The 13,256-nt window shown below is 45.7% G+C and carries 12 protein-coding genes; 9 read left to right on the top strand and 3 right to left on the bottom strand.

The features are described from left to right. Positions 1-30 precede the first annotated feature (30 nt). Together gatB and NFI80_RS19580 are read right to left on the bottom strand one after the other, a co-directional pair. Positions 31-1,524: an Asp-tRNA(Asn)/Glu-tRNA(Gln) amidotransferase subunit GatB gene (gatB, locus tag NFI80_RS19585; RefSeq protein WP_235165912.1), complete on the bottom strand. Its 1,494-nt coding sequence runs from the start codon at positions 1,522-1,524 to the stop codon at positions 31-33. Between the two features lie 87 nt (positions 1,525-1,611). After that, positions 1,612-2,205, bottom strand: coding sequence for a c-type cytochrome (locus tag NFI80_RS19580; protein ID WP_235165911.1), 594 nt, complete (start codon positions 2,203-2,205; stop codon positions 1,612-1,614). A 274-nt stretch (positions 2,206-2,479) separates the two neighbouring features. Between NFI80_RS19580 and rpmG the strand changes: the two genes are divergently transcribed. The 5 genes from rpmG (at position 2,480) to NFI80_RS19555 (ending at position 5,939) form a co-directional block, all read left to right on the top strand. Continuing rightward, the gene (gene rpmG / locus NFI80_RS19575; RefSeq protein ID WP_026632037.1) at positions 2,480-2,662 is read left to right on the top strand and encodes a 50S ribosomal protein L33; all 183 of its coding nucleotides are present in this window, start codon (positions 2,480-2,482) and stop codon (positions 2,660-2,662) included. 28 nt (positions 2,663-2,690) lie between these two features. Further along, positions 2,691-2,843, top strand: coding sequence for a DUF4295 domain-containing protein (locus NFI80_RS19570; protein ID WP_015813059.1), 153 nt, complete (start codon positions 2,691-2,693; stop codon positions 2,841-2,843). Between the two features lie 153 nt (positions 2,844-2,996). Further along, complete coding sequence (ftsY, locus tag NFI80_RS19565) at positions 2,997-3,959, top strand: signal recognition particle-docking protein FtsY (protein WP_235161038.1); 963 nt, start codon at positions 2,997-2,999, stop codon at positions 3,957-3,959. A 122-nt stretch (positions 3,960-4,081) separates the two neighbouring features. After that, the gene (gene rimO, locus NFI80_RS19560) at positions 4,082-5,392 is read left to right on the top strand and encodes a 30S ribosomal protein S12 methylthiotransferase RimO (protein WP_235165910.1); all 1,311 of its coding nucleotides are present in this window, start codon (positions 4,082-4,084) and stop codon (positions 5,390-5,392) included. Positions 5,393-5,462: 70 nt separating this feature from the next. Next, positions 5,463-5,939 (top strand): DUF4293 domain-containing protein, encoded by a 477-nt coding sequence (locus tag NFI80_RS19555; protein WP_235165908.1) that lies wholly within the window; start codon positions 5,463-5,465, stop codon positions 5,937-5,939. A 186-nt stretch (positions 5,940-6,125) separates the two neighbouring features. Here the strand turns inward: NFI80_RS19555 and NFI80_RS19550 are convergent, their stop codons facing one another. Further along, on the bottom strand, positions 6,126-7,100 hold the full coding sequence (locus NFI80_RS19550) for a KpsF/GutQ family sugar-phosphate isomerase (RefSeq protein WP_235165907.1): 975 nt from the start codon (positions 7,098-7,100) through the stop codon (positions 6,126-6,128). 92 nt (positions 7,101-7,192) lie between these two features. Between NFI80_RS19550 and recQ the strand changes: the two genes are divergently transcribed. The 4 genes from recQ (at position 7,193) to NFI80_RS19530 (ending at position 13,224) form a co-directional block, all read left to right on the top strand. Further along, on the top strand, positions 7,193-9,406 hold the full coding sequence (gene recQ, locus NFI80_RS19545; protein WP_233799073.1) for a DNA helicase RecQ: 2,214 nt from the start codon (positions 7,193-7,195) through the stop codon (positions 9,404-9,406). Positions 9,407-9,456: 50 nt separating this feature from the next. Next, the gene (gene purD, locus NFI80_RS19540) at positions 9,457-10,746 is read left to right on the top strand and encodes a phosphoribosylamine--glycine ligase (protein WP_235161030.1); all 1,290 of its coding nucleotides are present in this window, start codon (positions 9,457-9,459) and stop codon (positions 10,744-10,746) included. A gap of 116 nt (positions 10,747-10,862) precedes the next feature. Beyond that, a complete protein-coding gene (locus NFI80_RS19535) occupies positions 10,863-11,957 on the top strand; it encodes a PSP1 domain-containing protein (RefSeq protein WP_235161028.1) in 1,095 nt (364 codons plus the stop codon). Between the two features lie 73 nt (positions 11,958-12,030). After that, on the top strand, positions 12,031-13,224 hold the full coding sequence (locus tag NFI80_RS19530) for an anhydro-N-acetylmuramic acid kinase (protein ID WP_235165906.1): 1,194 nt from the start codon (positions 12,031-12,033) through the stop codon (positions 13,222-13,224). Positions 13,225-13,256 lie beyond the last annotated feature (32 nt).

Below are 13,256 nucleotides of genomic sequence, written 5' to 3'. Positions count from 1 at the left end.
CTTCTGTATTGTTTTTGTTAGGCTTGGCTATCAGAGTTTTGCGTTGAGCAACTGGCTTACCAGCTTAGGATCAGCGGTGTTATTTGATTTTTTCATGACTTCTCCCACAAAAAGACCCAGTAACCCCTTTTTTCCTTTTCGATAAGCTGCAACCTTATCCGGCATTGCGTCAATAACCTCATTTACCAACGTTTCAAGCTCGTTTGTATTGCTGTTCTGAATCCAGTTATTTGACGACGCGATCTCTTTCGGATCACGCTGCGGCTCAGCCAGAAGCACCGGAAATATCTTTTGCGTCGCCACCGAATTACTCACCACATCCGCCTCACTCAGGTCGATTAATGCAGCCAGACTTTCGGGACTGATCGGGAAACGGTCGATGTTGCCTTCGTGATCATTCAAATACGATTTCACAGGTCCCATCAACCAGTTCGAAGCAGCTTTATAGGCGTTTGTTTTTGCACAAACTGCTACGAAGTAAGCAGCAATTTCGCGCGTATCCGTGAGCACAGCCGCATCGTAAGCCGGAATTCCATATTGATGCGTAAATTTCTCACGCAGCTCGTGCGGCAATGCGGGCATATCGGCTTTAATGCTTTCAAGCCATTCATCAGAAACAACAACCGGACTGAGGTCAGGATCAGGGAAATAGCGATAATCGTTCATCGTTTCCTTCACGCGCATGCCGTAAGTCTGCCCGCTTTCCACGTCGAACATCCGCGTTTCCTGCTGGATCGCCTGCTCATTTTCGAGCATAGCAACTTGTCTCTTTTCTTCAAAACTAATGGCCCGCATCATGTTACGGATCGAGTTCATGTTCTTGATCTCCACTTTCGTGCCGAGTTTTTCAGCTCCCTTTTTCCTGAGGGAAACATTGACATCGCAGCGCAGCGAGCCTTCTTCCATATTGCCATCGCTAATGTGCAGATAGCGCACAAGCCGGCGTATTTCGGTAACAAATGCTCCTGTTTCTTCCGCAGACCGCAAATCGGGCTCGGAAACCATTTCAACCAAAGGCGTCCCGGCGCGGTTGTAATCCAGCAATGTTTCGGTAACACTGCCATCATGCACCGATTTTCCGGCGTCCTCTTCCAAATGTATGTGATGGAAGCGGATCACTTTTTCGGTCATTTTTCCTTCCGCGTTTTTTGTGGAAATCGTCACACCGCCATTTTCGCAGATCGGTTTCTTGTCCTGAGAGATCTGGTAACCTTTCGGCAGATCAGGATAAAAGTAATTTTTGCGGTCAAAAATCGTCCTTTTACTGATAGAACAGCCACAAGCCAGTCCTAAACGGACCGCATATTCAACTGCTTTCTTATTGATTTTGGGCAATGTCCCTGGTAATGCAATCGTAAGCGGGCCAATGTTTGTATTAGGATCAGCCCCAAAAAGGTTTCTGTCCTGCGCAAAAAGTTTGGATTCCGTCAGGAGCTGACAATGCACTTCGAGTCCGATTACAGTTTCATACCGGGCCAGAAGTTCATCCGTGATGTCAGCCGGTTGCAGTGCGTTTTGAGTCATATTATAATAAAATGCGTTCGCAAAGATACGAATACGGGCCGTCCATAGCATGAACGGCCCGTATTTTCTAATATTGATAACCCTATTTTACAAAGAGTTGATCCAGTTGGCAATCACAACGATATCACCTTTTGGAACGTGTGCCATAGGCGCCATCGGCGGGTAACCAGGCCAGTGTTCCGGTTTTGGACTGTGAACCAGTTCTACAATTTGATCAGATGTATATTTTTTCTTGGCAACATCCGCATAAGCCGGCCCGATCACTTTGTCATAAGGCTGGTGGCAGGCAAGACAAGCATGTTTGTTAAGCAATGCCGAAACGTCTGCCGGAACAGGCTTGCGTTTCGCAGGTGCCGCAGTTGGAGCTGCCGCTGCATCCGGATTAGTAGCAGCCGCTGCTACACCTCCCTGACCAATTGCCGCGTCGCCAGAACCAGCATTTGCTGAATCCCCGGCTGCCGGTGCCGCTGCTCCTTGTCCGGAAGCTGCCGCCGCAGGCGCTGGGGCAGGCTGATTTCTTCTTTCATTCTGCAAAGCTACAAGCGCCGTCTCCTCTCTGGATTTGCTGCCAGATCCGTAATAATGATCATATTTATCTTTGTCTTCCTGTGAAGAGCAACCAATGAAGAATGAAACCGCCAGAGCTATAAGCGCTAATGGGGTACTTTTTTTAAGAGTCATTGTTTTTAAATTAAGAATTTCCGCCAGATTAAGGATTTGCAAACTAACTGCACACGAAGAAAGTAAGTTTGCATTAGATTTCCTTCAAATTTAATGCAGAAATTGAAACGAGGCAGATTATAAGCACAACTTATTTATTTGTACACCAAGACCTTAATGAAGACCGAGCGGAATAAAATTTTTCAAAAAATATACTAAATTTATTAGAGAGCATTGTGAATAAAAGTAAATGTTCTTACTTTTGCAGTCCTATTTGTAAAAACGATGTAAAGCAATGGCTAAGAAAGGTAATAGAGTACAGGTTATATTGGAATGCACAGAACAAAAAGATAGTGGTGTTCCTGGAATGTCACGTTATGTGACTACAAAGAATCGGAAAAATACGCCTGGCCGTATGGAATTGAAAAAATTCAATTCATTCCTGAGACGCTATACAGTCCACAAGGAAATTAAATAAGTTTTTTAACTTTAAAAGATATACAGACATGGCAAAGAAAGTAGTTGCTACCCTGAAAAAAGAAGGCGGTAAAGCATTCGCCAAGGTTATTAAGGCTGTAAAATCTCCAAAAACAGGAGCTTATACCTTTAAAGAAGAAATCGTTCCTTTGGACGGTGTTCAAGGCGCCCTAAAGAACTAGACTGACATTGATTGCAATCGTCCCACTTAGCGAACCGAGCCGCCGGGCGGTCGATGTGCGATATCAAGTTTACAAAAAGTCCCTTTTGGGACTTTTTTTGTTTTATTTTTGAGCACACTTACACAAATACAGAACTTACCCCAATCACACCATATGAGCTTATTTGGTTTTTTTTCAAAAGAGAAAAAAGAAACATTGGACAAAGGCCTGGAAAAAACCAAAGACAGTTTCTTTGGTAAACTATCCCGCGCCATTGTTGGTAAAACCACAATTGACGAAGATGTTCTGGACGAGCTGGAAGACATCCTGGTAAGTTCGGATGTAGGCGTTGAGACCACTGTAAAAGTCATTAAGCGGATTGAGGAGCGGGTTGCAAGAGACAAATATGCCACCACGGCCGAACTGGACGGCATTCTGCGTGAAGAAATTGCAGCATTATTGACAGAAAATAAATCCGTAGACTTTCACGACAGCTTCGAAACAAAGCATCTGCCCAAGCCTTATGTCATTATGGTTGTTGGTGTGAATGGTGTGGGAAAAACGACAACAATCGGAAAGCTTGCGCATCAGTTTCACCAACATGGTCATAAAGTGGTACTTGGCGCCGCCGATACATTTCGCGCTGCGGCAGTAGAACAGCTCAAACTCTGGGGAAAACGTGTTGACGTTCCGGTTATTGACCACGGCATGAACACCGATCCTTCCGCAGTGGCATATGACGCATTGAAAAAAGGAATGGAAACAGGCGCCGACGTAATCATTATCGACACGGCCGGACGTTTACATACAAAAGTGAACCTCATGAACGAGCTTTCAAAGATCAAGCGCGTCATGCAAAAGATCATCCCCGATTCACCTCACGAAGTTCTGCTCGTTCTTGACGGCAGCACAGGCCAGAATGCTGTAATCCAAGCCAGGGAATTCACCAAAGTCACAGAAATCACCGCCTTAGCCATCACAAAACTGGACGGAACAGCCAAAGGCGGCGTCGTAATCGGCATTTCCGACGAGTTCAAAATCCCCGTCAAATACATAGGAGTAGGAGAAAAAATGGACGACCTGCAAGTTTTCGACCGGGCAGAGTTTGTGGATTCTTTGTTTAAGAAGATTGGCTAAGCGATCTAATTTTTACCGAACTTTGCACCCCGTTTCGCCGTTCATTATCAGTCACTTTCAAGTGACGTCTGCATTTTTATTATCACTTAAAGCTAAAAGCCTGGCGCTGATAGCTAACTCTAATGAAAACCAAAGGAATAGTTAAGAATAAAGTCAATATTATAACGCTGGGTTGTTCTAAAAACCTGGTGGATTCAGAGGTGCTTTATACGCAGCTCAAAGGAAACGGATTCGCCGTTGATCATGAGTCGAAAAAGGATGATTCCCAGATTGTTGTGATTAACACCTGTGGATTTATCGATAATGCTAAGGAGGAATCCATCAACACAATCCTGCGCTATGCCGATGCAAAAGCTGCTGGAATGGTGGATAAAGTTTATGTTACGGGCTGTTTATCACACAGATACAAAGATGAGCTTTCTGTGGAAATCCCAACAGTAGACGCCTGGTTCGGGACCAATGAGCTGCCACGTTTGCTCAAAACGCTGAAAGCTGATTACAAGCATGAACTGGTCGGTGAGCGTTTGCTAACCACGCCTACACATTACGCCTACCTGAAAATCGCCGAGGGTTGCGATCGCCCTTGCAGCTTCTGTGCAATTCCCATTATGCGTGGCGGTCACGTTTCCCGCTCAATTGAAGAGCTTGTTAAGGAAGCAAAATCACTGGCTAAACGTGGCACGAAAGAACTGATCCTCATTGCCCAGGACCTGACTTACTACGGTCTTGATATTTATAAAAAAAGAAACCTTTCCGACCTGCTGGCTCAACTTTCCGATGTGGAAGGCATTGAGTGGATCAGGTTGCAATATGCTTATCCGGCCGGATTTCCGATGGACATTCTGGATATCATGAATGAGCGCAGCAACATTTGTAAATATCTTGATATGCCGCTCCAAACAGGCTCGACAGAGATTTTGAAATCCATGCGTCGCGGGATAACCAGAGAAAAAACGGAAGCGTTGATCGAAACGATCCGTACCAAAGTGCCTGACATCACATTAAGGACCACATTGATCGTAGGCCATCCGGGGGAAACAGAAGCGCTATTTGACGAAACCTACGATTTTGTTGAAAAAATGCGTTTCGACCGTTTGGGAGCATTTCAATATTCCCACGAAGACAATACACATTCCTACACGCTGCCCGACGACATTCCTGCCGAAATCAAACAGGAACGTGCGGATGCCATTATGGAGCTGCAACAAGGCATTTCGTACGAACTGAACCAGAAAAAAATCGGCAATACTTACAAAGTGCTTTTCGATCGCAAAGAAGGCGGGCATTTTATTGGCCGCACGGAATTCGACTCGCCTGAGGTTGATAATGAAGTACTTGTGCCAGCCAGTCAGTATGTTCGGTTAGGGGATTTTGCCAATGTTAACATTACATCCGCGGAGGAATTTGATCTTTACGGGACGGTTATTTCCTGATAACGCTTTCCCACTCATTTGTCTTTATTACATTTGCGGCTTATTCGAGAAAAGCTCAATTTAAAAAAATATGTTACAAAGAATTCAGACCGTTTTTTTAGCCCTTACCGTAATCGGAATGGGTATATTTCTTGCGTTTCCAATCTGGTCAAAAGTTTCGATAGCTGGTGAGGAAAGAGCAGATTTAACTGCAATCAAACTGACACACCAGATCAGCGCCGTGCAGTCTAACATTACACCCGTTTATTACCTCATCATTCTGGCTATTCTGGTTGCCGGAGTCGCAGCTTATGCCATATTGCAATATAAAAACAGGGTTCTACAATCCGCCCTTTGCGCAGTAAACTCCATTTTGATGACCGTCATCATGGGGTTGATAATCTATTTCACCTTTTACAAAACCGCAAAGCTCTTCGATCCAAACCTTCCTGGAAACTACGAAATCGGGTTTTATGGGCTGGTAGGATCCATGCTGGCCAATGTTTTCGCGAATCGTTTCATTAGAAAGGACGAGCGGGAAGTGCAGCAGTCGAAGCGGTTTAGGTAGTGTACATCTGCCTTGTCAGCCCGGGAGCATCACGCTTGTCAGCCTGAGCGGACCGGGCCGCCGGGCGGTCGAAGGCGCGTTACCAACGAGTAGCGCGCCCTGTCAGCCTGAGCGGAGACGAAGGCACGCCACCAAGCCAGTAGCGCGCCTTCGTCTCCGCTCAGGCTGACAGGGCATTTAGCGAGCCTACACCAACCCCTCCCGCAACAAATCATGCAGATGCACGAAGCCTAGAATTGCGTCGTCTTCCACAACCACGACTTGCGTGATGCTGCGGGTTTGCATTAACTCCAGCGCCTTTACTGCGTATTCGTCAGGGGAAACTGAAATGGGCGATTTGCTCATGATATCCCGCGCTTTCAGATGCAGAATGTTGCCACCGTCGTGCTGCTCCAACATTCGCCGCAAATCTCCGTCCGTGATAATCCCGGCCATTTTGCCGTTGGCGTTGTTGACTGCCGTTGCGCCAAGCCTTTTAGAAGTCATTTCCAGTATAATTTCCTGCAAGCCAGCATTTTCCGAAACCATTGGCAGTGCATTATGCGGATAGATGTCGCAGATTTTCAGGTAAAGCCTTTTACCCAATGCACCGCCCGGATGAAATTTGGCAAAATCATCATGTGTAAAACCTCTGGCTTCCAGTAAACAAATCGCCAGCGCGTCTCCCAAAGCCATTGTCACCGAAGTGCTGGTTGTAGGCGCAAGATTCAGGGGATCAGCCTCTTCGGGGGCGTAGGCGTGCAGGATGTGATCCGCGTTTTTGGCCAGGTAGGATTCTTTGTTGCTTACCATTGCGATCATGGTTACGCCGGTGCGTTTCAAAAGGGGGATAAGCACCTTGATTTCGGCGGTGTCGCCACTCCGGGAGATGACGATGACCACATCATTGTCCTGGATCATTCCCAGGTCACCATGAATAGCGTCCGCCGCGTGCATGAAGAGCGCGGGCGTTCCGGTGGAGTTTAAAGTAGCAACTATTTTTTGCCCCACAATAGCGCTTTTGCCTACTCCTGACACAACCACGCGACCTCCGCAGTTGATAATGGCATATACGCAGTTTTCAAATTTTTCATCAATCAATCCGATCAGATTATGCAATGCTTCCGCCTCTTGCCGTAATACTTCTTTTGCTATTGACTGAATATTTTTTATTAATTTCAAATCTGAAACACAGTTTTATTGGGAACCAATGGGATTTTTAATTTCAAAAGCAAAGATATAGAAGTTTGGGATAACCATTTTGTTAACAGAGTATGGTAAATAATGTTGATGCCGTCGTTTTAGACACGTTAAAAGAAAGACTAAAAGAAATTTTTGGGTACAGTCAATTCCGGGGTGAGCAAGAAGTTATCATTCAAAACATCCTGCTTGGTAAGAATACTTTTGTAATCATGCCAACCGGAGCTGGAAAATCGCTTTGCTATCAATTGCCTGCTCTTGTCAGCGATGGTCTCACCATCGTTATATCGCCGCTTATTGCACTAATGAAGAATCAGGTCGACCAGTTGACTGCTTTTGGCGTTAATGCACAGTTTCTCAACTCTACGCTTACCAAATCTGAAATTACGCGGGTAAAAAGTGATGCACTGGATGGAAGCCTTAAACTGCTATACATTGCTCCTGAGTCACTTACGAAAGAAGATAACCTGGATTTCCTTAAAAAAGTAAAGATATCGTTTGTTGCCATTGATGAGGCACATTGTATTTCCGAATGGGGACACGATTTCCGGCCGGAATACCGCCGTATTTACGGGATTATTGAAAACATTGGCAACCTTCCCATTATTGCGCTTACGGCCACTGCAACTCCAAAAGTGCAGCAGGACATTCGTAAAAATCTCCAAATGGAGGAGGCGGAAACATTCAAATCTTCATTTAACCGGAAAAATCTTTACTACGAAATCCGTCCGAAAAAGGATGTTAAAAAACAGCTGATCCGCTACGTCCGCAACAATAAAGGCAAATCAGGAATCGTGTATTGCCTGAGCAGAAAGACGGTGGAGGAAGTGGCTGAACTGCTTCGCGTTAACGACGTTCGTGCATTACCGTATCATGCCGGATTGGACAGCAACACGCGCATGGCCAACCAGGATGCGTTTCTGAATGAAGAGGCGGACGTGATCGTGGCAACCATCGCATTCGGAATGGGAATTGACAAGCCGGATGTTCGTTTTGTGATACATTATGACGTTCCCAAGTCACTGGAAGGTTATTACCAGGAAACCGGCCGCGCAGGACGCGATGGCCTGGAAGGAAATTGCCTGATGTTTTACAGCTATGAAGACATTCAAAAGCTTGAAAAATTCAATAAGGATAAAACCGTCACAGAAAGGGATAATGCACGCCATTTGCTGAACGAAATGGTGGCATATTCCACCTTGGGCGTTTGCCGCAGAAGGCAGCTTCTGAGCTATTTTGGTGAATATCTTGAAAAAGATTGCGGATTCTGTGATAACTGCATCAAGTCAACGGAGAAGACAAAGGTTCAGGACGGTGTAATTCTCGTTCTGAGAGCCGTTCAGCTGACTGAGCAGCGATTCGACTGTGAGCACATTGCGGACGTCCTGACGGCTACTGAAAACCAATATGTTAAAAGCTACGAGCACGATCAGCTTGATGTGTATGGCAAGGGGCTAGAAATCAGCGAATCGAGAGAATACTGGATCTCGACCATTCGTCAGCTTGTAATTTTTAATTATCTCGAAAAAGACGTTGAAAATTATGGGGTGATCAAACTGGGTGAAAAAGGTGCAAATTACCTGAACGATCCCTATCCGGTTACGCTTCATAAAGACCATAATTTTGATGAGGAGGAAATAAAACCGGAGGATGATGACAAGGATGCGGCTGCCGGAGGCGGAAGTGCGCATGCTTATGATGAAGCACTTCTGGGAATGCTGAAAGCGCTCCGGAAAAAGGTTGCTAAGGAGAAAAATCTGCCTCCTTACGTTATTTTCCAGGATCCGTCGCTGGAAGAAATGGCAACGACTTATCCGACTACCCAGCAGGAAATGGCGCAGATCAATGGCGTCGGGATGGGTAAGGTGCAAAAATTCGGCCGTCAGTTCCTGGACCTGATCACCCGGTATGTTGAAGAAAATGAGATTGAGACTGCGAAAGATGTCGTTATTAAGTCGACTGTCAATAAATCTAAAATCAAAATATTCATAATCCAGCAAGTCGACCGCAAGGTAAGCCTGGATGAAATCGCAGAAGTTAAAGACCTGGCCCTCGCAGATGTTATCGAAGAAGTTGAACATATCTGCTACTCCGGAACAAAGCTGAATCTTGATTACTATATCAATCAGGTGATTGACCGGGAAAGACAGCAGGATATATATGACTATTTCATGACTGCTGAAACGGACAATATAGCCGCAGCATTGGGAGAATTTGCCAATGACGAGATCAGCGAAGAGGAATTACGGCTTATGCGAATCAAGTTTTTGTCGGAGCTGGCGAATTAACGGGCTGGAAGAACTTGTTGTCAGTGTTTTAGTGAAACAATTAACCATTTATGAATATACTAATATTGGGATCAGGCGGAAGAGAACATGCCTTTGCCTGGAAAATAGCCCAAAGCCCTCTTTGTGACAGTTTATATGTAGCGCCCGGCAACGCGGGAACTGCGGGTGTTGCAACCAACCTCTCTATATCTTACAATGATTTTGATGCCATCGCCAATGCGGTGTTGGAAAACAATGTTGAACTGGTGATCGTAGGTCCGGAAGAACCACTGGTCAACGGCATTGTCGATTATTTTGAATCCAGGGCAGATCTTTCAAAAATAAAAATCATAGGCCCGAATAAAGCGGGTGCGCAATTGGAGGGAAGCAAGGATTTCTCCAAACAATTCATGCAGAAATACGGCATTCCAACGGCTTCTTCCGCAACATTCACCGTTGATACATTGGAACAAGGCCTGGAATATCTCGAAGCCCATCCACTTCCGATTGTTTTAAAAGCCGACGGACTCGCTGCCGGCAAAGGCGTTATCATCGCAGAAAAGCATTCAGAAGCGGAAACGGCATTCAGGGAAATGCTTCTGGACCGTAAATTCGGCGATGCGGGTAACAAGGTTGTGATAGAACAATTTTTGAAAGGGATAGAATTATCCGTATTTGTCCTTTCAGATGGAGAGCATTATAAAATATTGCCGGAAGCGAAGGATTACAAACGCATCGGCGAAAACGATACAGGTCTTAATACAGGCGGAATGGGCGCTGTATCGCCAGTTGCTTTTGCAGATGCGAATTTTTTGAAAAAAGTAGATGAAAAAGTCGTTAAACCTACATTGCATGGTTTGAAAAGTGAAGGCATTAAATACGTTGGCTTCATTTTTATCGGCTTAATGAACATAAAAGGGGAGCCTTTTGTGATCGAATACAATGTGAGAATGGGTGATCCGGAAACGGAGGTTGTGATCCCACGGATCCAGTCGGATTTTGCTATGCTCATGGCCTCAACGGCGAAAGGGACTTTGAACGATTTTGAATTACAAATCTCCCCGCAGGTGGCCGTGACGACCGTGGTTGTGTCAGGAGGTTATCCAGGAGATTATGAAAAAGGAAAGGTAATTTCCGGCAGCCAAAAAGTAGAAGATGTGTTTTTATACCACGCGGGCACTACTTTCAATGGAAACACCGAAGTTGTGACAAATGGAGGAAGGGTGATGGCGCTTACAGGCCTTGCCAATTCCCTTGAAAATGCGGTTCACAAATCGCAGCGCGCGGCCCAGGCTGTGCAGTTTGAGGGCAAATATTTCCGTCATGACATCGGTGTGGATTTAATACGTTATAACGATTGATGATATGAGTAACTATGGGATGTGGATCATGTTCATCCGGCGGATGCGGTTCTAATGGATCGGCAGTCTCAGGATGTGGAAGTAATGGAACCTGTGGAACAGGTGGTTGCAATAAAATGAACGTTTTTGACTGGCTTAGTCACATGGATGTGCCTGTCAGCCAGCGTTTTGATGTTGTAGAAGTTAAATTCAAAGGAGGAAGGAAAGAGTATTTCAGAAATATAAATCAGCTGGAATTCATCACGGGCGACTATGTGGTCTGTGAAATGGCTTCCGGACAGCATATCGGTACGGTTTCTTTGCAGGGCGAGCTGGTAAGGCTTCAAATGAAGCGCAAAAACGTGGTCATCAATGATGATATGCACGTTATTTACCGCGTTGCCACTGAAAAAGACCTCGATAAGCATACACAGGCCATGGCTCGTGAAATGCCGACGTTGTATCGGACGCGTGAAATCATCCGCGAGATGAAGCTCAATATGAAGCTTTCGGATGTAGAATTTCAATCGGATAACACCAAGACGACATTCTATTATTCCTCCGAAGAACGTGTCGATTTCCGTGAGCTGATCAAATCTTTGGCTTCGGAATTCAAGGTAAGAATTGAAATGCGGCAGATCAGCCTGCGCCAGGAAGCGAGCCGTTTGGGCGGTTTGGGCTCTTGCGGGCGCGAATTGTGCTGCTCGACCTGGCTTACGGATTTTAAAAATATATCAACAGCCGCAGCGCGTTATCAAAATCTGTCATTGAATCCTGCAAAATTATCAGGACAATGCGGCCGCTTGAAATGCTGCCTGAATTACGAGCTGGAAACCTACATTGATGCTTTGCGGGACATTCCGACAGTGGATGTGCCTTTGAAGACCAAAAAAGGAGTTGCTGTCTTGCAAAAGACCGACATTTTCAAGAAGATCATGTGGTTTGGCTTCGATAAAGACACGAACTGGTATCCGGTGGCGATCAGTAAGGTGCTGGAAATCATGGAGCTGAACAAAAAGGATATCATTCCGGAATCACTGGAAATCCTGACGCCACAGGTTGAAAGAACTGCGGTGGACCGGGCGCCCGGAAAGATCAACAGCGATCTTGAAAACCTGGATAAAAAGTACAGCGAGGAGCAAAAGAAGAAGAAAAAGAAAAAAAGTCGGTCGGGCAAGAATAAGAACAATGCCAACAAACCGCAGGCTTCTTCTCCACAGAAAACCGATTAAATCCGGCAGATTAATAACTGAAAGGAAGTCAGGACTTGCAAGAGTTTGACTTCCTTTTTTTACAAAACGGCCTATGAGAGCACATATTGAGAAACTCTACGAGATCTCGGGCAAAAAGTCCCGCAGGATCATTGGGTTAATGTCCGGAACTTCACTGGATGGGCTGGATGTGGCTGTTTGTAACATTAAAGGAAGCGGGACAAAAACGGAACTGGAACTGGAATTTTTCACAACCGTACCTTACACCGAGGAATTTCGCAATGAAATCCTGCAAATTTTTGCAAAAAGACAGATCGATTTTCAGCAGCTCTGTCTCCTGAACCCGTTCATAGGCACGACGCACGCCAAGATGATCCTGGATTGCCTTAATAGCTGGGACCTTGACATTGAGCACATTGACCTGATCGCCAGTCACGGCCAAACGGTTTTTCACGCTCCCAAAAAACAGCATAAGCTTCCCGGTTTCCCGAATGCCACATTGCAGATCGGCGACGGTGACCACATTGCAGCGAAGACGGGCGTGATTACATTAAGTGATTTTCGCCAAAAACACATTGCCGCAGGCGGCGAAGGAGCGCCTCTGGCTGTATATGGGGATCATTTTCTTTTTTCCAAAGAAGGTGAAAACCGCATTCTGCTAAATATGGGCGGCATTGCCAACTTTACATTCCTGCCGGGTTCATTAGACACAACCAAAATATTCACGACCGATACGGGTCCCGGAAACACACTTCTGGACGCCTATACCAAGCGATTTTACCACAAACCATACGATGAAAACGGCACCATTGCAGCGAGCGGCAAAGTAAATGAAACATTGCTGGCAGCATTAAAGTCCTATCCATTTTTCAAAGCGCCTTTCCCCAAAACAACCGGCCCCGAAGTTTTCAATTTCGATTACGTAGAATCCGCCATTCAGCAATCTAAACTGATCTCTGTGTCCCGACAGGACATTATCGCAACATTGACGCAGCTTAGCGCAGAAACTATTTCTGACGCAATCCGAAGCGTAATGGAGGAGGATGAGACTTACACCATTTACGCAAGTGGCGGCGGCGCGCATAACCCGGTTTTAATGTCGGGGATTTCACACGCATTGAACCGTCCTGTGTTGAAAATTGATAAGCTGGGCATTTCTGGCGATGCTAAGGAGGCGGTTTTGTTCGCTGTTTTGGCAAATGAAGCGGTAGCCGGCCAACAAATGCATCTTGGGGAAAAAGAAGGGGTGCCTGGCGTGTCCATGGGGAAAATTTCGTTTCCAGGCTGATCAGCCGCTTTTTATTTTAGTAATTAAACAAC

Origin of the sequence: Dyadobacter chenhuakuii, assembly GCF_023821985.2 — a bacterium.
Classification (GTDB): domain Bacteria; phylum Bacteroidota; class Bacteroidia; order Cytophagales; family Spirosomataceae; genus Dyadobacter; species Dyadobacter chenhuakuii.
This window is presented reverse-complemented; position numbering and strand designations above follow the sequence as displayed.